Raw genomic sequence first — 23,391 nt, forward strand, 5'->3', positions numbered from 1 at the left:
CAGCGGTTACACCGAGATCCCGGCCTTCAACGACGAGCCGTACGCCCACCACTGGTTCGAGAAGCCGCTCGCCCGTGAGGCGTGACCGAACCCTGGTGGAGGCCGCCGCGAGCGCGTCGCATCCCGTCGGTTACGAGCCGCAGCAACCGCCGTCCGCCGCCTGCTCCTCGCGGGCCGGGGCGGGCGCGCCGAGCTGGACGAGCTGTGGGGCGGGCGCGCAGCAGCCGCCGCTGTCCGCCTCGTCCCGGGCCGGGGCGTCGAACAGCCCCGCGCCGCCGCACACCCCGGTCTCCGGCAGCGTGAGTTCGACGCGGTCGGCGGACTCCGTGTCGCCGGCGAGGGCGGCGGCGACGGAACGGACCTGTTCGTACCCGGTCATCGCGAGGAAGGTCGGGGCCCGGCCGTAGGACTTCATGCCGGCCAGGTAGACGCCCTGCTCGGGGTGGGCGAGCTCGCGGTGACCGTGCGGGTAGACCGTGCCGCAGGAGTGCTGGTTCGGGTCGATGAGCGGGGCGAGGGCGGTGGGTGCCTGAAGGCGGTCGTCCAGGGCCAGGCGGAGTTCGCCGAGGAAGGACAGGTCCGGGCGGAAGCCGGTCAGCACGATCACCTCGTCGACCGCGTCCAGCCGGCGTCCGTCCTCACCGACCAGCACCACGCGGCCCCCGGCGTCCCGCTCCACGGCCTCCGTGCGGAAACCGGTGACCGCGTCCGCGTGTCCCTCGTCGACGGCGGCCTTCGCCGCGAGGCCCAGGGCGCCGCGCGCGGGGAGCTGGTCGGCGGTGCCGCCGCCGAAGGTGGAGCCGGAGATGCCCCGGCGCAGGACCCACACGCCCTTCGTCCCCGCGCCGTCGTCCGACTTGGCGAGGCCGGCCAGGTACGCGAGAGCCGTGAAGGCGGAGGCGCCGGAACCGATGACCGCGGTGCGTCTGCCCGCGTACCGGGCGCGGACGGCGGGGTCCTCCAGGTCCGGGACGCGGTAGCTGATCCGGTCGGCCGCCGCCCGCTCCCCGAGGGCGGGGAGACCGCTGCCGCCGGCCGGCGACGGGGCGGCCCAGGTGCCGGACGCGTCGATGACGGCGCGGGCGAGGACGCGCTCCTCGCGGCCGTCGGCGTGGGCGACGTGGACGACGAACGGCTGCCGCTCGCGGCCGGCGTCGACGACACGGTCCCGGCCGGCGCGGGAGACACCGGTGACCGTGGCTCCGAGGCGGACACGGTCGCCGAGGACATCGGCGAGCGGCCGCAGATAGCGGTCGGCCCAGTCGCCGCCGGAGGGGTAGGAGGCCGGGTCGGGGCGGACCCAGCCGGTGGGCGCGAGCAGCTTCTCGGCGACCGGGTCGACCACCTCGGCCCAGGTGGAGAACAGGCGCACATGCGACCACGCGCGCACGGCGGCCCCGGCCGTCGGCCCGGCCTCCAGGACCACGGGCTCGATGCCCCGGTCGACCAGATGGGCGGCGGCGGCGAGGCCCACGGGCCCGGCCCCGACCACGACGACGGGCAACTCGGCGGTGGCGGACTCGTACACGGCGACTCCCTGCTTGTTTCGACACCTGTCGATGGCTTACTCGACCCAGGATGACACCTGTATCGACGAACGTCAACATAGACGTACATCAAACCAGCAATCTGTTTCGACATGTGTCAACATAGACACATGTCGAACACGAAGGTGCTGCCGCTGCTCGAAGGCGATGCCCGGGACGCGGCGCCGTGCTGCCCGCCGCTGGCCGAGCGCCCGATGACCGCCCTGGAGGCGGAGACCGCCGCGCAGATGTTCAAGGCGCTGGGCGACCCGGTCCGCCTCCGGCTGTTCTCCGCCGTGGCCTCGCACGAGGGCGGCGAGGCGTGCGTGTGCGACATCTCGGACGTCGGTGTCTCGCAGCCGACCGTCTCGCACCACCTGAAGAAGCTGAAGGAGGCCGGGCTCCTCACCTCCGAGCGGCGCGGCACCTGGGTCTACTACCGCGTCGAGCCGTCCGTGCTGGCCGGCATGGGTCAGCTGCTCACGCTGCCCTCGCCGGAAGGAAGCCGTTGAGCACGGTGATCGTGCCGTTGACGGCGGAGTACGCGGAGCAGGTGCTCGCGATCTACCGGGCGGGGATCGCCGAGGGCAACGCCACCTTCGAGACCGAGGCCCCGTCCTGGGCGGCGTTCGACACCGGCAGGCTGCCCGGGCACCGCTTCGCCGCCCTGGACGAGGCGGGAGGGGTGCTGGGCTGGGTCGCGGCGAGCCGGGTCTCGGACCGGTGCGCGTACGCGGGGGTGGTCGAGCACTCCGTCTACGTCCACCCGGACGCCCGAGGCCGCGGGGTCGCCTCCGCGCTGCTCGGGGCGCTGACCGACTCCACGGACCGGGCCGGGATCTGGACGGTCCAGTCCGGCGTCTTCCCGGAGAACGCCGCCAGCCTCGCCGTGCACCGGCGCGCCGGCTTCCGGGTCATCGGCACCCGGGAACGGATCGGGCGCCACCACGGCGTCTGGCGCGACGTCGTCCTCGTGGAGCGCCGCAGCCCCGCGATCACCTGACTCCGGGGCCGGCGGCCGCCCGGAATCAGGGAGCCGTCGCCACCGCGCCGGCCGTGAACCTCCGCCGCCAGGCGAGCGCGACGTGCACGAGGCCGATCAGCACCGGGACCTCGATGAGCGGGCCGACGACCCCGGACAGCGCCTGGCCGGAGGTGACGCCGAAGGTGGCGATGGCGACCGCGATGGCCAGCTCGAAGTTGTTCCCGGCCGCCGTGAACGCCAGGGTCGCGGTGCGGTCGTACGCGAGCCCGAGGCCCTTGCCGAGCAGGAAGGTGCCGAAGAACATCACCGCGAAGTACACCAGCAGCGGCAGCGCGATCCGGACGACGTCCAGCGGTTGCGAGGTGATCGTCTTCCCCTGGAGCGCGAAGAGCACGACGATCGTGAACAGCAGCCCGTACAGCGCCCAAGGCCCGATGCGCGGCAGGAACGTCTCCTCGTAATCGGCACGTCCCAGCTTCCGTTCACCGACACGGCGGGTCAGGAAGCCGGCCAGCAGCGGGATGCCCAGGAAGACCACGACGTTCAGCGCGATGTGCGACACGGACACGTCCAGGCCCTGCCCGTCGCCGAGGCCCAGCCACCTCGGCAGCAGATCGAGGTAGAACCAGCCGAGCAGACCGAACGCGACCACCTGGAACACCGAGTTGAGCGCGACCAGCACGGCCGCGGCCTCGCGGTCGCCGCAGGCGAGGTCGTTCCAGATGATCACCATGGCGATGCAGCGGGCCAGCCCGACGATGATCAGACCCGTGCGGTACGCGGGCAGGTCCGGCAGGAAGATCCACGCCAGCGCGAACATCACGGCGGGCCCGACGATCCAGTTGACGACCAGCGACGACACCATCAGCCTGCGGTCGCCCGTCACGCGGTCGAGCCGGTCGTAACGGACCTTGGCCAGCACCGGGTACATCATGACCAGCAGACCGAGCGCGATCGGCAGGGAGACGCCGCCGACCTCGATCTCCGCGAGCGCGTCGCCCATGCCCGGGACCAGCCGGCCTAGGCCCAGCCCGACGCCCATGGCCAGCAGGATCCACACGGCGAGGTAGCGGTCGAGGACGGAGAGCTTCCCGACGACCGAGGGGTTTGCGGTGGTCACGGACAGGCCCTCTTGTTCTCGACGGCCCCGCGCGCCGATGCGGCCAGCGCGGCGAACTGCTCGGACAGGCCGGCCAGCACCTCGGGCCTGATCTTGTAGTACGTGAAGCGGCCGCACGGCTCGGTCTCCACGATCCCGGCCTCGCGCAGCACCCTCATATGGTTCGACAGGTTCGTCTGCCGGGCCCCGGTCTCCTCGGCCAGGTGGGTCGTGCACAGCGTCTCGCGTGCCAGCAGGTTCACGATCCTCAGACGGAGCGGATCGCTCAGCGCCCGGATCACATCAGGATCCACTGAAGTCAGCATGCGCTGATAATGTCACATCAGCGCGCACTGATGTGACGACCTCCGCGCGACGGATGGCCCCTTCCACCTGAGGCGGCACGGGTCTCCCGGCCGGGGGCAGGGGGCGACTTCAGGCCAGGACGACCGCGACGCCGGCCGCTGGCGCCTGACCTGGTCCAGTGCCGGACATCCCCCGACGCGACGACGTCGCGGTGCTCGTCATCCGGGTCACACCGAACGAACGGTGACGGCACGCACTACCGGGATGCCGCCCCCAGCGTGCCGTCCACCGGCATGTTCTCCCTGGTCCACGCCGCCAGCAGTCTCAGCGCCGTCTCGGAGGGGGAGCCCTCCTCCACCGTGTGCGCGACGAGCGCCTGGTCCGGGTCGTCGGGGAGCCGCAGGGTCTCGAAGCCGAGGTCCAGTTCACCGACCACCGGGTGCCGGTAGAGGTACCGCCCGTGGGTCTTGTCCTTGAGCCGGTGCTCCGCCCACGCGTCCCGGAACTCCGGGCTGGCGGACGAGAGTTCCTCGATCAGCTCCGCGGTGCGCGGGTCGTCCGGATGGCGTCCGGCATCAAGCCGGAGATACGCGGCCACGTCACCGGCCTTGGCACGCCAGTCCGCGTACAGGCTGCGCGTCCCCTCGTCCAGGAACACCAGCCGGGCGAGGTTCCGCTGCCGGGGCGGCAGGGCCCCGAAGTCGGTGATCAACGCCGCCGCGAGCCCGTTCCACGCCAGGACGTCCACGTTGCGCCCGACAATGTACGCGGGCACGTCGGCCGCCGAGTCCAGCAGCCGGCGCAGCCCCGGCCGCACCCGCTGGGCCCCCGGCTCCTCCGCCGACCGGTCCGCGTCCGACCACGGCCGGGCCAGCCGGTACAGATGTCCGCGCTCCACCGCACTCAGGCGCAGGGCGCGGGCGACGGCGTCGAGCACCGCTTCGGAGAAGTGCAGCGTGCGCCCCTGCTCCAGGCGTACGTAGTGGTCCACACTCACCCCGGCCAGCCGGGCCAGCTCCTCCCTGCGCAGTCCGGGAACCCGGCGCTGACCGCCGTAATCCGGAAGCCCGGCCTCCGCGGGGCTCAGCCGGGCCCGCCGGGACCGAAGGAATTCGCCCAGCTCCGCGCGCCTGTCCAGTGCCATGAGCCAAGTATCCCCGGCGCGTCGGCCGCGTCACCGCTCCAGCCTGGTCACGCCGTGCCCAGGCACAGGATGGCCCTGGGTGGGGAGGCGCCGGGCGGCCAGAGTGGCTGTCACCGGAAAGGTTCCGCTCCGGCGGACCTGCCAACTCCCTTACGTACAGGAGCACCCATGTCCCTCACCGTCGTTGCCGAGTGCCTGGCCGCCCCTGGACAGGAGGACCGGCTCCGAACCGCCCTGGAGGCGATGATCGAGCCGTCCCTCGATGAGGCCGGGTGCCTCGCCTACCGCCCTTACGCCGACCCCAACGACGGGGCGCGCATGGTGATCGTCGAGGAATGGGAGGACGCCGGGGCACTCACCGAGCACTTCGCCACAGCACACTTCCATCATGTGCGCGAGGTCCTCGACGCCATCCTCGCCGAGCCGATGACCATCCGCCGGCTGGTCACGGCGCCGCCCGCCTGACGCGGGGCCCCGCACGGGGTGCGCCCTGACGGGCGCCCTCCGCGGGGCTCCCTCGCCGCAGGTGAACCCCCGCCCCCGGCCTCCGAGCCCTCGGACCACACGCACCGGCTGACCCTGCGCACCGTCAACGGCGGCACCGGGGCCCGGCGGGGGTAGCGGGGCCCAGCCCGACACAGGACATCACGCCCATTTTCTTCTATATTCAGACAATGCGCTTGATTAGCATCGCGGCCGTCCTCCTCCCCACGCCCACGCAGGCCCCGGGGTGAAAGACCCCGGAAGGCTGGAAGCGCTGCGGCTGGCCGGGCTGACCGCGGCGGCCGATCCCGGCATGGACCGGTTCGCGCGGCTGGTCACACGCGTCCTGCGCGTCCCGGTGTCATTGGTCTCGCTGCTGGAGGCCGACCGGCAGGTGTTCCCCGGCATGGTGGGGATGTCCGGCTTCTGGGCGGACCGGCGCGAGACCCCCCTGACCCATTCCTTCTGCCAGCACGTCGTCGCGGACGGAGAGCCGCTGATCCTCAGCGACGCCCGGGTGCACCCCCGTACCTGCGCCAGCCTCGCCATTCCCGACCTCCGGGTGATCGCGTACGCCGGCATGCCGCTCACCGACGCCGACGGACACGTCCTCGGGTCGCTCTGCGCCATCGACCACCAGCCCCGGACGTGGACGGCGGACGAGCTGCGCGATCTGGAGGACCTGACCGCCGCCTGCTCGATGGAGCTGCGGCTGCGGATCGCCTCGGAGCTGATCCAGCGGGACCGTGACCACGCCGGAATTCTTCTGCGCGCCGCCATCGAGCTCGCCCACGCCCGCGATCTCACGGATCTCACCCGGCACCTGCGCCACCTGTTCCAGGGGCCGGCCGAGCCCGCGTTCGTGGGCCTGCTGCTCGCGGAGGGCGAGAAGCTGTGGCGGGTCATCGACCCGGACGACGCGCGGCCGGTGGAGAACACCATCGACCGGCTGGAGCGGGACGCGGCCTTCCCGAGCGCCCTGGCCATGCGCGAACAGCGCACCGTCTTCGTGCCGGACCGCACCGGGCTCCTGCGCGGTTTCGGACCCGAGGCCGTCGCCGGGTACGACTCGCTGGGCCTCGAATCCGTCCTGTGCGTCCCCCTGCCGAACCGGCACGGCGTCCTGACCTGGAGCTGGTCCCGCCCGCACGTCCTCGCGCCGACCGAGGAGGCCGTCCTCACCACGGTGGCCGGTTATGTGAGCCAGGCGGTGGAGCGCACCCGCTTCGTCGCGAACCGCCTCAGCACCGCCGAGCAGCTCCAGGCCGCGATGCTGACCGACCTGCCGGACGTGCCGGGCCTGGAGATGGCGGCCCTGTACCTGCCCGCCGCCGACCAGGACATGGTGGGCGGCGACTGGTACGACGCGTATCCGCTGCCCACGGCTCTCATGATCTCGATCGGTGACGTCATCGGGCACGACGTCCAGGCCGCCACCGTGATGGGCCAGATCCGCAGCATGCTCCGTCAGGCCAGCCTCGACGACCCGGCCCACTCGCCGGCCGCCGCCCTCAACGCCATCGACCGGGCCATCGGCACCCTGCCCCTGGGCCCCGGCGCCACGGCGGTCCACGCCCGCCTCGACCTCGACGACGGACACCGGCGGCTGACCTGGTCCAACGCCGGACACCCTCCGCCGCTCCTGCACACCCCGGACGGCGGCGTCTCGTCCCTCGACGACCACGACCTGATCCTCCTCGGCGCGTCGGACGACCCGCCCCGCCACGACCACACCCGCGACCTCCCGCCGGGCAGCGTGCTCCTCCTCTACACCGACGGCCTGGTCGAACGCCGAGACGCGGACATCGACGCCGGCACCGCGCACACGGCCGCCGTGCTCGCCCGCCACGCCGACAAGCCCCTGCCCCTCCTCCTGGAGGCCCTGTCCGAGGGCCTCGCGGAGGTCCCTCACCGGGACGACGTGGCGGTGCTGGTGGTGCGGGTCAGCCGGAAGGAGCAATGACAGGATGCTTCAAGGCCGCCACCGCGCCGGGCGGGCCCTTCACCCGACCAGGACCCACCACAGCAGCCACACCCCCGGAACCGCGAGGACCAGGGCCACGAACGCCAGCCAGTGGGCATCGCTGTGGTTCGCCGGTTCCACCTTGGCGTTCTTCGGCTTGCGCGGGTCGTAGACCACGTCGACCGGATCCCCCACCCGGGCACTCGCGACCGCGCCGGCGGGGCCCAGCGCCCTGAACGTCTCCCCCGACGCGGTCTGGAACCGTGCCACGACGGAGACGCCGTTCTTCGCGTACGTATGCCTGACGCAGACCCCCCGGGCCCGGACGCCCCGGCTCCGCAGGGCATACGCCTCCCCGGCGAAGCGGGCCACGATCCCGGCCACCCCCAACACGATCACCGCGTGCGGTATGAAGTACGGCGAGCCGGAGGCGGCGAGGTTCACGTAGGGCATGCCCCTACCCAAGCGGCCGGGGGCAGGAAAGGGAACCGTTGGACGTTCCCGCCCACCAGTAGTCGGAACAGGCCCTCGCCCAGTACGCGACGGAGGCCCTGCCCGCCCCTGCGGATCGCCGGGTCCGAGCAGCACGTAGGCTGCGCGCGTCGAAGACGCCAACGGGGGGAAGGCCGCAGGTCATGGCAACGGGGACATGGGCTCGGTGGCTGCCCGGCAAGCGAGCGCTCGGCGTGACGGCGGTGGTGCTCGCCGTCCTTGCGGGCAGCGGCTGGGCGGCGAAGCCGCTGTGGCAGCCCTGGTGGTACGCGGCGACGCTGTGCGGGGGCAACCTGTCGGGCGGCGATCTCGCCGAACTGCTGCCGAGGGAACGGCTCCGGGCGGCCCGGGACACCTTCGGCTCCGGCCAGGACCTGCTCAGGTGCGGGGTCGACGAGAACGACGGCCGTCACTTCGTCCTCCATATCGAGTCGCAGCTCGACACGGGCGAGCCGCTGGGCCCGCTGGGCATGGAGTTCACCGCCGCGCGGGACGTTCACTACGTCTTCAGCAGCTCGGTCCCCGGGTTCTACGGCAAGTTCGGGCCGGTGATCGTGCAGGAGTGCCCGAAGCTCGGCCGTGACGCGGAGGGCCGCACTCGGCGCCTCGTCACCAAGGTGTACACCCACGGAGTGGAGAGCACCGCATCCCCCGAGTCCCTGCGCACCGCCGTGCGTATCGCCAACGGCGCCAACACCGAGACCGGTTGCGGAGCCGGCTCGCTGCCGCTGCCGGGCCGGGTCGAGCCCTCCCGGGCCCTGACCCTCGGCCGGGCGAAGAGCACGATGTGCGGATGGCTTTCCCGGGCCGGCCTGCCGGCGAGCCCGTCCGGCAAGGAGTGGCAGGTGCTCGCGCCCACGAACGAGGACGCCTCGATCACCAACTGCTCGCTCGTCGACTCCGGGACCGGCGAGCCGGCCGTGAACCTCACCGGCTGGTACGGCGACTGGTCGGACAAGCCGTTCGAGAGGCTGATCTCGGGCAACGTGCGGATCCCGGAGAAGGGCAGCCCGAACGATGCGCTGCTCGGCAGGACACTCGGCCGCGCCAAGGCCCGGTGCGCCGGGGAATCCGCGAACTTCCTCGCCACCAGCTACGCACCGACGCGCGACGCGTCGGCGCTCCCGATGAGCGAGGTACGGCAACTCCTGAACGCGTTCACGACGGACCAGGCCGAACGCCGAGGCTGCACCGGCCTGGAACTCCCCGGCCCCACGGTGCACCCGGACGCGGACTGACGGGTACGCGATGCGGCGCCGCCGCCGCTACCGCACCGGCGACAGGGAAGCGCGGAAGGCGTCCCACGCGGTGGGGGTGAGTACGAGGACGGGGCCGGCGGCGCGCTTGGAGTCGCGGACGGCGACGGCGCCGGGGACGTTGCGGGCGACCTCGACGCAGTCCTTCTCCAAGGTGCTGTAGCTGGACTTGACGAACTGGAACACCTTCACTCGCTCATTCCTTTACCGATGCTGTGCATGAGTTGCATCGAGTCGTACGGGGCCAGCGCGGAGCGCGACAGGCTGTTGAACATCTCGACGTACACGCTGCTGCGTTCCGCGTCCTCGATCCAGATCTCCGAACGTGGCGTGTCCATGTGGACCACATCCATAGCCTCATCCTCGCCGAACGACAAGATATTGAACGGGCCGCCAACGCCACTGTGCCCACCGGCGCGGAACGGGAGTACCTGGATATGCACGTTTGATAGTTCAGCCAGGTCGCACAGGTGGTTGAGCTGCCGTCTCATGACCTCTGCACCACCGACAGCCTGCCGCAGGGCTGCTTCCCAGATCACAGCGTGCATGATCAATGGGCTGTCACCGTACAGTCGTTGCTGCCGTCGGGCACGAGTCGACACCACCGCTTCGACCTGGTCCAAGTCCTCCCACAGTGAGTCGGCCACGCCCATCGCCCTGATGTACTCCGCCGTCTGAAACAAGCCAGGGATCAGGGCAAGTTGCCATTGCCTGTTGCGAGTCGCCGCATCCTCCATGGCGATGTACGACGCTGCTCCCGGGACCAGCCCGTCGTTCCACCAGCCCTTGATCTTCCTTCGCTCCCGGTCAGTCTTGGCCAGTCCCAGCAGTTGTGAGACGACGCGGGGCTCGTCAGCTCCATAGAACGCGCAGAGGGCGAGGATGTCCGGGTCCCGCACCGGAACGCATCCACTCTCCATCTTCACGACCTTGGTCTGCGTCGCGCTCAGGACTTCGGCCGCTTCGCGCTGTGTCTTGCCTACCGCTACCCGAAGGCGCTGCAGCTCTCCGCCCAGGCGGCGACCGAGGACGGTCGAGACCCGGTTGCCATTTGCTCTCCTGCCAGATTCCTGCACATCGACCTCCCGGTGAACGGCACCAGTGTGGCAGCTACTTGCTCTCAGGTATGCCCTCGCACTCGGTAGGGGGAATATATGCCTCAGAGACTTGAACCTCAGACCTCTAGGTCGCTACGTTCGGCGAAACACCGGTCACGCACCGGCACCGCGCAGCGGAAGCGCACCGCCCTGCCCGCACGGGCTCACGGCGGCAATGCCACCGCCCCACACCCCGGAGAGGCTCACCCATGTCCACACCCGCCGAGGCCCCCCAAGACAACCCCCCGCTCCACGAAGACCGCCTCGACTACACTCCCACCGCCCGCAGCGTCACCCTCGCCCGCCGACGTGCCACGCGGCTCGTCGGTGAATGGGGGCACGCCGACCGCGCCGACGAAGTTGCCCTGCTGGTCGGCGAGTTGGCCACCAACGCCCTGATCCACGGCAGCCTGCGCGGCCGGCTCTTCCGGGTCCACCTCACCCTCACGGGCGGAGCCATCCGTATCGAGGTCAGCGACCCGCGAGGGGAACGGCTGCCGGGGCTCCGCGAGGCGGACCCGGACGAGTGCTACGGGCGCGGGCTCGTCCTCGTGGACGCGGTCGCCGACCGGTGGGGCGTCGAGCCGCGCACCGTCGGCAAGACCGTGTTCGCCGAACGCGCGCTACAGACGGGCCCGCACCGGCTCGGCACGAGCCGTCAGGCGTCCGACCGGACCACCACCACCCGTCGGCCACGCGTGTGACCGGCCCTGCTGTCGACGTGCGCCTGCGCCGCCTCCGCGAGGGTGTACGACTTCTCGACCGGGATGTCGAGCCTCCCCCGCTCGATGAGGTCCACCGCCTCCGCGAGCGCGTCCGGCACGCTCCCGGCCACGCCGGAGAAGCGGACGCCGAATTCCGGCGCACCGAGGTCCGCGATGGTGATCACCTTGCCCGGGTCCCCCGTCAGCGCGACGAGTTCGGGGATCACACCCGAGCCGGCCAGATCGAGCGCCGCGTCGACCCGGCCGAGCCGCCGCACCCGCTCCACCCAGCCCTCCCCGTACGTCGTGGCGAGCGCGCCCAGCCCGCGCAGGTAGTCCTGGTTCGCGGCGCCACCCGTGCCGATCACCGCGATGCCCCGGTCGCGGGCGATCTGGAGCACCGCCGAACCGACACCCCCGGACGCCCCGCTCACCAGCAGCGTCTCGCCCGCCCGTACGCCGACCTGGCCGATGATGCGCAGGGCGGTCTCCACCACGGACGGATACCCGGCCGCCTCCCCGAACGTCAGCCCCTCGGGCATCCGAGCCCATGCGGACAGCACGGCGAACTCGGCGTAGGTGTCGGCCCCTTCGCCGAACACGCGGTCGCCGGTCTCCACGCCCTCGACGCCCTCACCCACCTCGTCCACGATCCCGGCGGCGTCCAGTCCGACGCCGGAGGGCAACTCGGTCGGATGGGCGCCCAGGATCTGGCCCTCACGGACTCTCCAGTCGACGGGGTTCACGCCTGCCGCCCGCACGGCGATACGTATCCGGCCGGGGCCCGCGTGGGGCTCCTCGGCGTCGATGAGGCGCAGGACATCGGGGCCGCCGAACTCGGCGAAGCTCACTTTCTTCATGACGGAGAACGTAACACTAACGGTTAGTCTTTTGAAACCGTTATGGATACGTACCTGCTAGCGTGAGCGCATGACCGTGCAGTCCGGGCGCCGCGAGCGCAAGAAGGCCGCGACCCGTCAGAAGATCGCCGACACCGCGCTGCGGCTCTTCCTGGAACGTGGATACGACGCGGTGGGCATCCGCGACATCGCCGCCGAGGCAGACGTGGCCGTGACCACGCTCTTCTCCCACTTCGCCTCGAAAGAGGCCCTGGTGTTCGAGCAGGACGCCGACTTCGAGCACCGGCTCGCGCAGGCGGCCACCGGCCGCGCACCGGACGAGCCGCTCATGCCCGCGCTGCGCCGCGAGATCCACGCGATGGTCCGGCACTGCACGGCGGACGGCGCCGCCCCCATCTGGCGGATGATCGACGGATCGACCTCGCTGCGGGAGTACGAGGAATCGATGAGGCTTCGGCACGCGGAGTCACTGGCGACGGCCATCGCCGCCGACCCCCGGCTGTCCCGGACCCCGACGGCCTGCCGGACGATCGCCAGGTTCGTGGTCGACGCGTACGCGCTGGCCCGCGAAGCGGCCGATCCGGAGGCCGCGGTGGACGAGATCTTCGGGATGATCGAGGCGGCCTGGGAGTCCACGGCCCCCTGAGGGCACCCGGCCGGCACACGGACGAGGGGCCCCGCACGACGCCGGGCCCCTCGTCGGTGTGCCCACGGGCACGGAACGTACCGCTCAGCCGCCCTGGCCGGCGCTACCGATCGGGCCGACCGTCACCGGGGAGCCGGACCCGTCCGTGACGGGCAGCGAACCCTTGCCCGGCCAGGCGAGGGTGACCGACTTCGTCTCGTTGGGCGGGGTCACCACCAGCCCGGTGATGCGGACGCCGGAGCCCCCGGTTTCGTTGAGCGGGTAGTTGATGGCGAAGGCGATCGTCTTGCCGTTCTTGAGGACGTACGGGTCTGCGGGCTCACCCTTGCGCTCGGCGGAGATCGAGCCCGCGTTGGTCTTGAGGTCGACGCCCGCGAACCCGGCGATCACGCAGTCCCGGCCGCTGCTGTTCTTCATCTCCACCGCGACGGTCCCGTCCGGGTCGCCGTCGATGAAGTTGTCGATCGCCGTGATCTTCAGCCCGTCGGTGCGGCACTTGGCGGTCTTGCTCTGCTCGTCGGCCCCGGCACCGGCAGCGGTGTCCTTCCCGCCGGAACCCGCCCCGGGGGAAGCCGCGTCCGAGCCGGCCGAGCCCGGACCGTCGCTGGACGGGGACGCGGTCGCCACGGACGACGGGTCGGTCTGCGCCGCGGCGTCGTCGTCGTTCTGGCAGGCCGTGAGCGAGAGGCCCGCGGCGACGACCAGGGCGGCGAAGGTGATCTTGTGAGCGCGCATCGATTCGTCCTCGGTATCCGTTGACAGTTCTGATCAGCAAGAACTGTCCGGAACGGGGGTACGTTGCGCCCGACCGGTGTCTCATACACCCCTGTTACACAGCCGTTGGACGACCGTTTCATCCCGACCGGCGTGGGCTGCGGCGGACATGGAAAGGGGCCCGCGCGGACGTCGCGCGGGCCCCTCGTGAACGCACACCTACGCCCAGGTGATCAGCCGCTTCGGCTGCTCCAGGACCGCGGCGATGTCCGCCAGGAACTTGGAGCCCAGCTCACCGTCGATCAGACGGTGGTCGAACGACAGGGCCAGCGTGGTCACCTGGCGGGGCTTCACCTTGCCCTTGTGGACCCACGGCTGGAGCTTGATCGCGCCGACCGCGAGGATCGCGGACTCGCCCGGGTTCAGGATCGGCGTACCGGTGTCGACGCCGAAGACGCCCACGTTGGTGATGGTCACCGTGCCGCCCGCCATCGCGGCCGGGGACGTCTTGCCGTCCCGGGCCGTGGCGACCAGCTCGCCCAGGGACGCGGCCAGCTGCGGCAGCGTCCGGTCGTGGGCGTCCTTGATGTTCGGGACGATCAGGCCGCGCGGAGTGGCGGCGGCGATGCCCAGGTTCACGTAGTGCTTCTGGACGATCTCCTGGTTCGCCTCGTCCCAGACCGCGTTGACCCCGGGGTTCCGCTTGATCGCGACCAGGAGGGCCTTGGCGATGATGAGGAGCGGATTGACCCGCACCCCCGCCATGTCCTTGTCCTCCTTCAGCTCCGCGACGAGCTTCATCGTGCGCGTCACGTCGACGGTCACGAACTCGGTGACGTGCGGGGCGGTGAACGCGCTGCCGACCATCGCCTGGGCGATGGCCTTCCGCACGCCCTTGACCGGGATACGCGTCTCGCGGGCGCCGGCCGGGACGGGAGCGACGGCCTGTACGGGGGCCGGGGCCTCGACGGACGGCTCAGGCACCGAAGGCACCGCAGGTGTCTCCGGCGTCGCCGCCGCGTGCACGTCCTCGCGCGTGATCACACCGCCCACGCCGGTCGGGGTGACCGTCGCCAGGTCGATGCCCAGGTCCTTCGCGAGCTTGCGGACCGGCGGCTTGGCCAGCGGACGGGCCTCCGGAACCGCGGCCGTGCCCTGGCCGTTCAGCTCGGCCTGGACCGCCGCGGGGGCGGCCGCCGGGGGTGCGGTCTCGGCGCCCTTGCGGGCCCGGCGCTTCGTGGAGGACTCGGCCACGCCGTAACCCACCAGAACGGGCTGGCGGCCCTTCGGCGCCTCGGCCTCGGGAGCGGCCTCGGGGGCGGCGGCGGCCTCGGGCGCCTCAGCACCGGAGTCGGACCCCGGCGCCACGTCCACCGCGATGATCACCTGGCCCACGTCGACCGTGGTGCCCTCGGGGAAGCGCAGTTCGTGGACGACGCCGTCGAACGGGATCGGCAGCTCGACGGCGGCCTTCGCGGTCTCGACCTCGCAGACGACCTGGCCGTCGGTGACGGCGTCGCCGGGCTGGACGTACCACTTGAGGATCTCGGCCTCGGTCAGTCCCTCGCCCACGTCGGGCATCTTGAACTCACGGAAGCGAGCAGCGTTGGAAGTGTCGGTCATCGTGGTCACGCTCCTCTCTCCTCAGTACGCCAGCGAGCGGTCGACGGCGTCGAGCACCCGGTCCAGGCCCGGCAGGTACTCCTCCTCCAGCCGCGCCGGCGGGTACGGGGCGTGGTAGCCGCCGACCCGCAGCACGGGCGCCTCCAGGTGGTAGAAGCACCGCTCCGTGATGCGAGCGGCGATCTCGGCCCCGGAGCCGTAGAAGACGGGTGCCTCGTGGACGACGACCAGGCGGCGGGTCTTCTCGACGGACGCCTGGATGGTGTCGAAGTCGATGGGGGACATCGAGCGCAGGTCCACGACCTCGACCGACTTGCCCTCCTCCTGGGCGGCCGCGGCGGCCTCCAGGCAGACCTTCACCATCGGGCCGTACGCGGCGAGCGTGAGGTCCGTGCCGGTGCGGGCGACGGACGCGGCGTGCAGCGCCCCCGGAATGGACTCGGTGTCGACCTCGCCCTTGTCCCAGTAGCGCCGCTTCGGCTCGAAGAAGATGACCGGGTCGTCGCTCTGGACGGCCTGCTGCATCATCCAGTACGCGTCCGACGCGTTGGACGGGGAGACCACCTTCAGGCCCGCGACGTGCGCGAACAGCGCCTCGGGCGACTCGCTGTGGTGCTCGACGGCGCCGATGCCACCGCCGTACGGGATGCGCACGACGACGGGCATCTTGACCTTGCCGAGCGCCCGGGCGTGCATCTTCGCGAGCTGCGTGACGATCTGGTCGTACGCCGGGAAGACGAAGCCGTCGAACTGGATCTCGACGACGGGCCGGTAGCCGCGCAGCGCGAGGCCGATCGCCGTACCGACGATGCCCGACTCGGCGAGCGGGGTGTCGATGACACGGTCCTCGCCGAAGTCCTTCTGGAGGCCGTCGGTGATCCGGAAGACGCCGCCGAGCTTGCCGACGTCCTCACCCATGATGAGGACCTTCGGGTCGGTGTCGAGGGCCCTGCGCAGCGACTCGTTGAGCGCCTTCGCGAGGGACATCTTTTCCACGGCCATGGTTACTTGCCCTCCTCGGCGAACGATGCCTGGTAGGCGGCGAACTCGGCGCGCTCCTCGTCGACGAGCGGGTTGCCGTCGGCGTAGACGTGGTCGAACATCGCCATCCGGTCCGGGTCGGGCATCGCCCGTACGGCCTCGCGGACGCGCTTGCCGAGGGCTTCGCTCTCCTCGTCGAGGGCGGTGAAGAACGCCTCGTCGGCCGCGCCCTCCCTCTCCAGGTACGTGCGCAGGCGCAGGATCGGGTCCTTCGCCTCCCAGGACGCGCGCTCCTCGTCGGCCCGGTACTTCGTCGGGTCGTCGGAGGTGGTGTGCGCGCCCATGCGGTACGTGAACGCCTCGACCAGGGTCGGGCCCTCGCCGCGCCGGGCCCGCTCCAGGGCGGACCGGGTGACGGCCAGGCAGGCCAGGACGTCGTTGCCGTCGACCCGGACGCCGGGGAAGCCGAAGCCCTGGGCGCGCTGGTAGAGCGGCACCCGGGTCTGCTTCTCGGTGGGCTCGGAGATCGCCCACTGGTTGTTCTGGCAGAAGAAGACGACCGGGGCGTTGTAGACGGCGGAGAAGGTGAACGCCTCCGCGACGTCGCCCTGGCTGGAGGCGCCGTCCCCGAAGTACGCGATCACGGCCGAGTCCGCGCCGTCCTTGGCCACGCCCATGGCGTAACCCGTGGCGTGCAGGGTCTGCGAGCCGATGACGATCGTGTACAGGTGGAAGTTGTTGCTGTTCGGGTCCCAGCCGCCGTGGTTCACACCGCGGAACATTCCGAGCAGGTTGGTCGGGTCGACGCCCCGGCACCAGGCCACACCGTGCTCACGGTAGGTCGGGAAGACGTAGTCGTCGTCGCGCAGGGCCCGTCCCGATCCGATCTGGGCGGCCTCCTGGCCCAGCAGGGAGGCCCACAGGCCCAGCTCGCCCTGGCGCTGGAGGGCGGTGGCCTCGGCGTCGAAGCGGCGGGTGAGGACCATGTCCCGGTACAGGCCGCGCAGCTCTTCCGCGCTCAGGTCGATCGAGTAGTCCGGGTGCTCGACGCGTTCGCCCTCGGGCGTCAGCAGCTGTACGAGCTCGGGCGTCGAACCCTCCGGCGTCTTCGCGGGCGTTTTCGCGGCGCTGGTCCGCTTGCTGCTGCGTCGCGGTTTGCGCGCGGCAGTGCTCTCCACGGTCACGTGCGTGCTCCTCCGTCGGTCCGGCCCCCGGGGTCTGCCGGGAGACCAGTGCGGCTCGCCTGTGTCCGTACCCGTGCACGGGGTGGGTGCCGCTCGGTCCGGGAAACAGGCGTGACAGGTGCCCCGGCGAGCGCCCTGTTCAAGGCACGTTACCCAGTGGGTCCCGTAACTGCGAAACCCTTCCTGACCTGCGATTTTGCTTGGATATCCAAGTAAATCGAGGAATTCGGGGAGTCTCGCTGGTCACAGCACTGATCACAGCCTCGCAGGCCGCCGGAACAACGGCACGTTATCCCGCCGGACAGCGGCAGGGAAGGGGTGAATGTGTGAGACTGCGATTGTGCGCGTAAATGGAAAAATCACTGTTTTTCTGCTCGACGACCATGAAGTCGTCCGGCGCGGGGTCCATGAGCTGCTGTCGATGGAGGACGACATCGAGGTGGTCGGCGAGGCCGGCACGGCGGCGGACGCGCTGGTGCGGATTCCGGCGGTCCGCCCCGATGTGGCCGTGCTCGACGTGCGGCTGCCGGACGGCAGCGGGGTGGAGGTCTGCCGCGAGATCCGGTCCCAGGACGACTCCGTCCACTGCCTGATGCTGACGTCGTACGCCGACGACGAGGCGCTGTTCGACGCGATCATGGCGGGCGCCGCGGGATACGTGCTCAAGGCGATCCGGGGCAACGAACTGCTGACGGCCGTACGGGACGTGGCGGCCGGCAAGTCGCTGCTCGACCCGGTCGCCACCGCGCGGGTGCTGGAGCGGCTGCGCGAGGGGAAGAGGGGGCAGGGCGACGAGAAGCTCGCGACCCTCACGGACCAGGAGCGCAGGATCCTCGACCTGATCGGCGAGGGCCTGACCAACCGGGCGATCGGCGAACGGCTGCACCTCGCCGAGAAGACGATCAAGAACTACGTGTCCAGCCTGCTGTCCAAGCTGGGCATGGAGCGCCGCTCGCAGGCCGCCGCGTACGTGGCACGGCTCCAGGCGGAGAAGCGCTGAGGGGGCAAGACGCCCCCTCAGGACTTTGGTCCCGGCGAAACGGGGGCCCCGGCCTCTTATCCGGCCCTCACGCCGTGGCCGACAGTGGAGGACATGTCCCACGAGGAACTCCACGCGATCGACCTGCTCGGCCGGGTCCCCTACGGCCGGCTGGCGACCAGCATGCGGGCCCTCCCGATGCTGACGGTGGCCCGGCACATCGTCATCGACGGCCGCGTCGTGCTGCGCATGCACAGCGGTCTCGGGCACCACGGCGCCTGCGACGGGGCGGTCGTGGCCTACGGCGCGGACAACTTCAACACCGCCCCCGCCGGGACCGAGGACCTGTGGTCCGTGCAGTTCACCGGGCCCGCCCGGATCGTCGATCCGACCCCCGCCCAGCGCGAGCTCTTCGGACCCGCCCCCGTCGAGGTCAACGGCGAGCCGTTCGCCCCGTCGTACCTCTGGCTCGAACCTCACTTCGTCACGGTGCACACTCTGGACTTCCACGCAACTCAGCAGATCCGCAACGCAGCGTGATCTAACATCTGAAGCGTGTCGCGCTCATCTGTCGCCTCCCCGCCGGTCCCGCCGGTCGGCGAGGTGCTTCGCCGTTACCCGGACGCCGGTGAGCCGCTCACCTGCACCCCGCTCTCCCAGGGCCTGCTCAACCACGGTTACCGGGTGTCCACCACGCGGGGTTCGTACTTCCTCAAGCACCACTCGGACGACGCCACCCGCGACCGCGCCACCATCGTCCGCCAGCACCGCGCGACGCGACGCCTCCAGTCACTCGGAGTGCCCGTCGCCCCGCCGCTGGGGGCCCGCGACGGGGAGACCGTCACCGAGATCGCCGGCCGCCGCTACGCCCTCCACCCCTGGGTCGACGGCCTGCACCGGGGCGGCGCCCAGCTCACCCTCGCCCAGTCCATGCGTCTCGGGACGCTCCTCGGAGCCGTACACACGGGTCTTGAGCAGGTCATGGGGACCGAGCACGATACGGGGACGGGCGGCGGGCGGCCGCCCGGTTACGCGAGTCCGCAGGCGGCCGACACCTTCGCGCTGATCGGCGACCTGCTCGCCGCCGCGCGCGGGCGCGGGAGCCGGGACGCCTTCGACGAGCTGGCCGAGCACCGGCTGCGCGAGCGGCGCGTCCTGCTGGAACGGTACGCCGACCGCCGGCCGCCGGACCCGGGGGCGCCCGCCACCGGCTGGGTGCACGGCGACTTCCACCCGCTGAACGTGCTCTACCGGGGCGCGAACCCGGTCGCGATCCTGGACTGGGACCGGCTGGCCGTCCAGCCCCGGGCGGAGGAGGCGGTGCGCGCGGCGGCGATCTTCTTCGTCCAGCCGGCCGGTGCGCTGGACCTGACGAAGGTACGCGCCTACGCCCGGGCCTACCGGCGGGCGGCCGGGGCGGACGCGGCGGAACTGGCGGCCGCGGTGCACCGGGTCTGGTGGGAGCGGCTCAACGACTTCTGGATACTGCGCTGGCGCTACTGCCTGGACGACCGCAGGGCCGACCCGCAGTTCCCCGCGGTGTCGGCCCTGGCGGTCTGGTGGACCCGTGAGTACGAGGCGGTGCGCGCGGCGTTCACGGGATGAGCGGGGGGATCAGCCGGTGGTCGTGCCGGTCGCGCCCACCGCGGTTCCGGTGGTAGCGCCCTCGGCGGCACCGCTGGCGGCCCCGTCCGAGCCCTCGGACGCGCCTTCGCTCGTGCCGGTGCTGCCGCCGTCGCTGGTACCCGTATTGCCGCCGTCGGTGGTACCCGTATTGCCGCCGTCGGTGGTCGTGCCGGTGTCGCCGTTGGTCCCCGTACCGCCGTCGCTCGTACCGTTGCCGCCGTCCCCGCCGGACCCGCTGCCGCTGGTGTCACCGCCGTCCGTGCCGCCGCCGTCCGTGCCGCCCGTGCCCGGCTGGGGCGAGGAGGAGGACGGGGGCTCGGACGTCTGGCTCGGCGTGTACGAAGGCTTCCGGGTGTCGTCGCCCCAGCCGTCGCCGGTGCTGTTGCCCGGCTGCTGGGTGTTGCTCTCGGTCTCCTCCGGCGTCGGCGTAGGGGAGTCCTCCGTCGGCGTCGGCGAACTGGAGGTCTCGGTCGGCTGCTTCTCGTGCTTCTTGCCGCCGCCGTCCGCCGCGTTGAGCGCGATGGCCACGCCCGCGCCGATCGCGATCAGGGCGAGCACGACGAACAGCAACAGCTTGCCGCGCCCGCCGCCGCCCTGCCGGGTGCTGCCGCCGTCGTAGCCCCCGTCGTCCGGGTTCATCGGCGGGAGGATCGGGGCCTGCGAGGTGTCCCCGTGCTGCGGGTAGCCGCCCATGGCGCGGGTGGCGCCGGTCATGCCGCGGGGCGGGGTGCCGGGGCCGTCGTTGAGGACGACCTGGCCGGTGTTCCACGTCCCGGTGTGGCCGCCCTGCACCTGGAGCATCTGCAGGCCGTACTGGACCAGCCCGCGCATCTCCTCGGCGCTCTGGAAGCGGTCGTCCGGGTCCTTCGCCAGCGAGCGCATGACGAGCCCGTCCAGCTCCGGCGGCACCGAGTCCAGGATCTGCGACGGCGGGACCGGGATGTCCTGCACGTGCTGGTACACCACGGAGAGCGGCGTCTCGCCCGTGAACGGGGGCCGCAGCGCCAGCAGTTCGTACAGCAGGCAGCCGGTGGCGTACAGGTCGGAGCGGTGGTCGACGGCCTTGCCCAGTGCCTGCTCGGGGGAGAGGTACTGCGGCGTGCCCATGACCATGCCGGTCTGCGTCATCGTGGACTGCGCGCCGTGCAGCGCGCGGGCGATGCCGAAGTCCATCACCTTGACCGCACCGGAGTGGGTGATGATCACGTTGGCGGGCTTGATGTCGCGGTGCACGATGCCGTGCTGGTGCGAGTAGGCGAGCGCCTCCAGCACCCCGGAGACGATGATCAGCGCCTGCTCCGGCGGCGGGGCCTCGGCGTTGAGCAGCAGGTCGCGGATCGTGCGGCCCTCGACGAGCTCCATCACGATGTACGGGACGGTCTGGCCGGCGACGGTGTCCTCGCCGGAGTCGTAGACCGCCACGACCGCATGGTGGTTGAGCCCGGCGACCGACTGCGCCTCGCGCGTGAAGCGGGCCTTGGAGACCGGGTCCTCGGCGAGGTCGGAGCGCAGCAGCTTCACCGCGACCGTGCGGCCCAGCCGGACGTCCTCCGCCGCGAACACCTCGGCCATGCCGCCCCGGCCGAGGCGGTGGGTCAGCCGGTACCGTCCGTCGCCGACGACCCCGCCGATGCCGAAGGATTCGGTGCCATCCGGAACTCCGCCGCCGTTTGCTTCGGGTTCGGGTGCCATCAGTCCTCGCCGTCGTATCTGTCCGCTCTGTCCGCGCGTCCGCGGGGTCTCACGGTGCCTTGCCGCGTTGCCGGCTGCACTGCCGGCCGCGTTGCCCCGTCACGCTACAGCCTCTGTACGACAGGCCGATCCGGCGCCGGACCGGCCATCCAATCGGCTGGCGCGCCGCCGACGCAAATTCCATGCTGATCCTGTAACGCTTGCGAGACGCTTCCAGCGCGTACGGTCACGGAACGGGCACCCGGCTTGACGTGTCGTACCCCTCGGGCAGACTTGGCCAGTAATACGGATCATCGCGTGAGTGGCACGCAGAGTTCGCGTGAGTCGCGCGCCGAGGGGGAAGCAAGTCATGAGCCAGGACGGCGGACACGGTACGCAGGGTCGCTACGCGGGCGGTTCGGTCGCCGGCGGCCGTTACCAGCTGCGTGATCTGCTCGGCGAAGGCGGGATGGCGTCCGTATACCTGGCGTACGACTCCGCCCTCGACCGGCAGGTCGCGATCAAGACCCTCCACACCGAGCTGGGCCGTGAGCAGTCCTTCCGCGAGCGCTTCCGCCGCGAGGCGCAGGCCGTGGCCAAGCTCCAGCACACCAACATCGTCTCGGTGTTCGACACGGGCGAGGACGAGCTCGGCGGCGCGCTGATGCCGTACATCGTCATGGAGTACGTGGAGGGGCAGCCGCTCGGTTCGGTCCTCGCGGCGGACATCCGCACCCAGGGCGCGATGCCGGCCGACAAGGCGCTCAAGGTCACCTCGGACGTGCTGGCCGCGCTGGACACCAGCCATGAGATGGGCCTGGTGCACCGCGACATCAAGCCGGGCAACGTCATGGTGACCAAGCGCGGCATCGTCAAGGTCATGGACTTCGGCATCGCCCGCGCCATGCAGTCCGGCGTCACGTCGATGACGCAGACCGGCATGGTCGTCGGCACCCCGCAGTACCTCTCCCCCGAACAGGCCCTGGGCCGCGGGGTGGACGCGCGCTCCGACCTCTACTCGGTCGGCATCATGCTCTTCCAGCTGCTGACCGGCCGCCTCCCCTTCGACGCGGACTCCCCGCTCGCCATCGCGTACGCGCATGTGCAGGAGGAGCCGGTCGCCCCGTCGACGATCAACCGCTCGCTGACGCCGGCGATGGACGCGCTCGTCGCCCGCGCGCTCAAGAAGAACCCCAACGAGCGCTTCCCGAGCGCGGCGGCCATGCAGGACGAGATCGCGCGCGTGCTGAGCGCGGGCGGCCGGACCGGCGCGCCGGTGATCGTCGGGGACGGCAGCGTCCCGGCGAACAGCGGTTCCGGGGTCGGCTCGGCGGTCTTCCCGCCGGTCGACCAGTCCGCGCCCGCCCCGCAGAGCGTCCAGACGCCGTACCAGCCGGGCCCCTACCAGCCCCAGCCCGGCCCGTACGGCCCGGCCACCCCGGCCCCCGCCACGAACCCGTCGTACGGCTACCCGCAGACGGGCGTCCCGGCCTACGCGAACCAGGCACCCCTCCAGCACCAGACGCCGACGCCGTACACGATCTCCCCGCAGACGGCGTCGACCCCTGCCTCCGGCGGGGGCTCCAAGCGGAACATGCCGGTGATCATCGGCTCGATCGTCGTCGCGCTGGTCGCGATCGGCGGCCTGATCACGGTCATCGCGCTCAACGGCGACGACAAGAAGGGCGGCACGGAGGCCAAGGCCAGCGAGTCCCCGGCCGGCGAGCACCGCGATCCGGAGCGGAACCGGACGATCGACCCCGACGACTGCTCGGAAGCGTACGAGGACACCGACGACCCGCAGAAGGTCGACGCCCCGAACTTCATGTACAAGGACATCCTCTCGGTGCGCGCCTGCGCGGACGCGGCAGGCTGGACGCTCAAGGTGAAGAAGGTCCCGGGCAACGCGTACGCGGAGGACCAGGTCGTCAACCAGTTCCCGTCGTCCGGAGCCGCGGTCCCGAAGACCGGCGCCCACTTCGAGCTGGAGATCGCCACGGGCGACCCGGCGTAGTTCAAGGCCGGAACAAGCCAACTAAGGCTCAAATTTCA

General features: G+C 71.4%; 24 protein-coding genes. 11 read left to right on the forward strand and 13 right to left on the reverse strand.

Features of this window, described 5'->3' with window-relative positions; all coding sequences use genetic code 11:
- Positions 1-130 precede the first annotated feature (130 nt).
- A complete protein-coding gene (locus tag OG242_RS15305) occupies positions 131-1,528 on the reverse strand; it encodes an NAD(P)-binding domain-containing protein (protein WP_405898688.1) in 1,398 nt (465 codons plus the stop codon).
- Positions 1,529-1,657: 129 nt separating this feature from the next.
- On the opposite strand from OG242_RS15305, the gene OG242_RS15310 reads away from it, so the two are divergent.
- Both OG242_RS15310 and OG242_RS15315 read left to right on the forward strand, forming a co-directional pair.
- Positions 1,658-2,038: an ArsR/SmtB family transcription factor gene (locus OG242_RS15310; protein ID WP_405898689.1), complete on the forward strand. Its 381-nt coding sequence runs from the start codon at positions 1,658-1,660 to the stop codon at positions 2,036-2,038.
- On the forward strand, positions 2,035-2,529 hold the full coding sequence (locus OG242_RS15315; protein ID WP_405898690.1) for a GNAT family N-acetyltransferase: 495 nt from the start codon (positions 2,035-2,037) through the stop codon (positions 2,527-2,529). Before OG242_RS15310 ends, OG242_RS15315 begins: the two co-directional genes overlap by 4 nt.
- 25 nt (positions 2,530-2,554) lie before the next feature.
- Here OG242_RS15315 and arsB read toward each other — a convergent pair whose 3' ends face one another.
- From arsB to OG242_RS15330, 3 genes are all read right to left on the reverse strand, one after another.
- A complete protein-coding gene (arsB, locus tag OG242_RS15320) occupies positions 2,555-3,631 on the reverse strand; it encodes an ACR3 family arsenite efflux transporter (protein ID WP_405898691.1) in 1,077 nt (358 codons plus the stop codon).
- On the reverse strand, positions 3,628-3,936 hold the full coding sequence (locus OG242_RS15325) for an ArsR/SmtB family transcription factor (protein ID WP_405898692.1): 309 nt from the start codon (positions 3,934-3,936) through the stop codon (positions 3,628-3,630). Before OG242_RS15325 ends, arsB begins: the two co-directional genes overlap by 4 nt.
- A 236-nt stretch (positions 3,937-4,172) precedes the next feature.
- Positions 4,173-5,060, reverse strand: a complete 888-nt coding sequence (locus tag OG242_RS15330) for a helix-turn-helix transcriptional regulator (protein WP_405898693.1) — start codon at positions 5,058-5,060, stop codon at positions 4,173-4,175.
- A 168-nt stretch (positions 5,061-5,228) separates the two neighbouring features.
- Between OG242_RS15330 and OG242_RS15335 the strand changes: the two genes are divergently transcribed.
- Complete coding sequence (locus tag OG242_RS15335) at positions 5,229-5,525, forward strand: putative quinol monooxygenase (RefSeq protein WP_405898694.1); 297 nt, start codon at positions 5,229-5,231, stop codon at positions 5,523-5,525.
- Between the two features lie 265 nt (positions 5,526-5,790).
- Complete coding sequence (locus OG242_RS15340) at positions 5,791-7,506, forward strand: GAF domain-containing SpoIIE family protein phosphatase (RefSeq protein ID WP_405898695.1); 1,716 nt, start codon at positions 5,791-5,793, stop codon at positions 7,504-7,506.
- Between the two features lie 39 nt (positions 7,507-7,545).
- Here OG242_RS15340 and OG242_RS15345 read toward each other — a convergent pair whose 3' ends face one another.
- A complete protein-coding gene (locus tag OG242_RS15345) occupies positions 7,546-7,959 on the reverse strand; it encodes a DUF3592 domain-containing protein (protein ID WP_405898696.1) in 414 nt (137 codons plus the stop codon).
- Positions 7,960-8,141: 182 nt separating this feature from the next.
- Between OG242_RS15345 and OG242_RS15350 the strand changes: the two genes are divergently transcribed.
- Positions 8,142-9,236 (forward strand): hypothetical protein, encoded by a 1,095-nt coding sequence (locus tag OG242_RS15350; RefSeq protein ID WP_405898697.1) that lies wholly within the window; start codon positions 8,142-8,144, stop codon positions 9,234-9,236.
- Between the two features lie 27 nt (positions 9,237-9,263).
- On the opposite strand, the gene OG242_RS15355 is transcribed toward OG242_RS15350, so the two are convergent.
- Together OG242_RS15355 and OG242_RS15360 are read right to left on the reverse strand one after the other, a co-directional pair.
- Positions 9,264-9,446, reverse strand: a complete 183-nt coding sequence (locus OG242_RS15355) for a DUF397 domain-containing protein (protein WP_405898698.1) — start codon at positions 9,444-9,446, stop codon at positions 9,264-9,266.
- On the reverse strand, positions 9,443-10,330 hold the full coding sequence (locus OG242_RS15360; RefSeq protein ID WP_405898699.1) for a helix-turn-helix domain-containing protein: 888 nt from the start codon (positions 10,328-10,330) through the stop codon (positions 9,443-9,445). Before OG242_RS15360 ends, OG242_RS15355 begins: the two co-directional genes overlap by 4 nt.
- 230 nt (positions 10,331-10,560) lie before the next feature.
- Between OG242_RS15360 and OG242_RS15365 the strand changes: the two genes are divergently transcribed.
- Positions 10,561-11,055, forward strand: coding sequence for an ATP-binding protein (locus OG242_RS15365; RefSeq protein WP_405898700.1), 495 nt, complete (start codon positions 10,561-10,563; stop codon positions 11,053-11,055).
- On the opposite strand, the gene OG242_RS15370 is transcribed toward OG242_RS15365, so the two are convergent.
- Complete coding sequence (locus OG242_RS15370; RefSeq protein WP_405898701.1) at positions 11,010-11,915, reverse strand: NADP-dependent oxidoreductase; 906 nt, start codon at positions 11,913-11,915, stop codon at positions 11,010-11,012. The genes OG242_RS15365 and OG242_RS15370 overlap by 46 nt on opposite strands.
- Positions 11,916-11,985: 70 nt before the next feature.
- Between OG242_RS15370 and OG242_RS15375 the strand changes: the two genes are divergently transcribed.
- The gene (locus tag OG242_RS15375; protein WP_405898702.1) at positions 11,986-12,561 is read left to right on the forward strand and encodes a TetR/AcrR family transcriptional regulator; all 576 of its coding nucleotides are present in this window, start codon (positions 11,986-11,988) and stop codon (positions 12,559-12,561) included.
- Positions 12,562-12,645: 84 nt separating this feature from the next.
- On the opposite strand, the gene OG242_RS15380 is transcribed toward OG242_RS15375, so the two are convergent.
- From OG242_RS15380 to pdhA, 4 genes are all read right to left on the reverse strand, one after another.
- Positions 12,646-13,296: a DUF4232 domain-containing protein gene (locus tag OG242_RS15380; RefSeq protein WP_405898703.1), complete on the reverse strand. Its 651-nt coding sequence runs from the start codon at positions 13,294-13,296 to the stop codon at positions 12,646-12,648.
- Positions 13,297-13,494: 198 nt separating this feature from the next.
- A complete protein-coding gene (locus OG242_RS15385; RefSeq protein WP_405898704.1) occupies positions 13,495-14,907 on the reverse strand; it encodes a dihydrolipoamide acetyltransferase family protein in 1,413 nt (470 codons plus the stop codon).
- Positions 14,908-14,919: 12 nt separating this feature from the next.
- A complete protein-coding gene (locus tag OG242_RS15390) occupies positions 14,920-15,900 on the reverse strand; it encodes an alpha-ketoacid dehydrogenase subunit beta (RefSeq protein WP_405898705.1) in 981 nt (326 codons plus the stop codon).
- A gap of 2 nt (positions 15,901-15,902) precedes the next feature.
- The gene (gene pdhA, locus OG242_RS15395; protein ID WP_405898706.1) at positions 15,903-17,063 is read right to left on the reverse strand and encodes a pyruvate dehydrogenase (acetyl-transferring) E1 component subunit alpha; all 1,161 of its coding nucleotides are present in this window, start codon (positions 17,061-17,063) and stop codon (positions 15,903-15,905) included.
- A gap of 340 nt (positions 17,064-17,403) precedes the next feature.
- Here pdhA and OG242_RS15400 point away from each other — a divergent pair, with 340 nt between their 5' ends.
- From OG242_RS15400 to OG242_RS15410, 3 genes are all read left to right on the forward strand, one after another.
- Positions 17,404-18,063: a response regulator gene (locus tag OG242_RS15400; RefSeq protein ID WP_405898707.1), complete on the forward strand. Its 660-nt coding sequence runs from the start codon at positions 17,404-17,406 to the stop codon at positions 18,061-18,063.
- A 93-nt stretch (positions 18,064-18,156) separates the two neighbouring features.
- A complete protein-coding gene (locus tag OG242_RS15405; RefSeq protein WP_405898708.1) occupies positions 18,157-18,582 on the forward strand; it encodes a pyridoxamine 5'-phosphate oxidase family protein in 426 nt (141 codons plus the stop codon).
- Between the two features lie 63 nt (positions 18,583-18,645).
- Positions 18,646-19,647 carry a phosphotransferase gene (locus OG242_RS15410; protein WP_405901621.1) on the forward strand — a complete coding sequence of 334 codons (1,002 nt, stop codon included), beginning with the start codon at positions 18,646-18,648 and terminating at the stop codon, positions 19,645-19,647.
- A gap of 9 nt (positions 19,648-19,656) precedes the next feature.
- Here OG242_RS15410 and OG242_RS15415 read toward each other — a convergent pair whose 3' ends face one another.
- Positions 19,657-21,360, reverse strand: coding sequence for a protein kinase domain-containing protein (locus tag OG242_RS15415; RefSeq protein WP_405898709.1), 1,704 nt, complete (start codon positions 21,358-21,360; stop codon positions 19,657-19,659).
- A gap of 349 nt (positions 21,361-21,709) precedes the next feature.
- Between OG242_RS15415 and OG242_RS15420 the strand changes: the two genes are divergently transcribed.
- Positions 21,710-23,353 (forward strand): protein kinase domain-containing protein, encoded by a 1,644-nt coding sequence (locus OG242_RS15420; RefSeq protein WP_405898710.1) that lies wholly within the window; start codon positions 21,710-21,712, stop codon positions 23,351-23,353.
- Positions 23,354-23,391 lie beyond the last annotated feature (38 nt).

This window comes from Streptomyces sp. NBC_00727, assembly GCF_045161745.1.
Lineage (GTDB): Bacteria > Actinomycetota > Actinomycetes > Streptomycetales > Streptomycetaceae > Streptomyces.

Excerpts from the sequence above, each read along its gene's own strand:
- OG242_RS15310 (WP_405898689.1), top strand. The coding sequence starts at position 1,658 with ATGTCGAACACGAAGGTGCTGCCGCTGCTCGAAGGCGATGCCCGGGAC.
- OG242_RS15325 (WP_405898692.1), bottom strand. The coding sequence starts at position 3,936 with ATGCTGACTTCAGTGGATCCTGATGTGATCCGGGCGCTGAGCGATCCG.
- OG242_RS15330 (WP_405898693.1), bottom strand. The coding sequence starts at position 5,060 with ATGGCACTGGACAGGCGCGCGGAGCTGGGCGAATTCCTTCGGTCCCGG.
- OG242_RS15335 (WP_405898694.1), top strand. The coding sequence starts at position 5,229 with ATGTCCCTCACCGTCGTTGCCGAGTGCCTGGCCGCCCCTGGACAGGAG.
- OG242_RS15345 (WP_405898696.1), bottom strand. The coding sequence starts at position 7,959 with ATGCCCTACGTGAACCTCGCCGCCTCCGGCTCGCCGTACTTCATACCG.
- OG242_RS15350 (WP_405898697.1), top strand. The coding sequence starts at position 8,142 with ATGGCAACGGGGACATGGGCTCGGTGGCTGCCCGGCAAGCGAGCGCTC.
- OG242_RS15365 (WP_405898700.1), top strand. The coding sequence starts at position 10,561 with ATGTCCACACCCGCCGAGGCCCCCCAAGACAACCCCCCGCTCCACGAA.
- OG242_RS15370 (WP_405898701.1), bottom strand. The coding sequence starts at position 11,915 with ATGAAGAAAGTGAGCTTCGCCGAGTTCGGCGGCCCCGATGTCCTGCGC.
- OG242_RS15375 (WP_405898702.1), top strand. The coding sequence starts at position 11,986 with ATGACCGTGCAGTCCGGGCGCCGCGAGCGCAAGAAGGCCGCGACCCGT.
- OG242_RS15380 (WP_405898703.1), bottom strand. The coding sequence starts at position 13,296 with ATGCGCGCTCACAAGATCACCTTCGCCGCCCTGGTCGTCGCCGCGGGC.
- OG242_RS15390 (WP_405898705.1), bottom strand. The coding sequence starts at position 15,900 with ATGGCCGTGGAAAAGATGTCCCTCGCGAAGGCGCTCAACGAGTCGCTG.
- OG242_RS15405 (WP_405898708.1), top strand. The coding sequence starts at position 18,157 with ATGTCCCACGAGGAACTCCACGCGATCGACCTGCTCGGCCGGGTCCCC.
- OG242_RS15415 (WP_405898709.1), bottom strand. The coding sequence starts at position 21,360 with ATGGCACCCGAACCCGAAGCAAACGGCGGCGGAGTTCCGGATGGCACC.
- OG242_RS15420 (WP_405898710.1), top strand. The coding sequence starts at position 21,710 with ATGAGCCAGGACGGCGGACACGGTACGCAGGGTCGCTACGCGGGCGGT.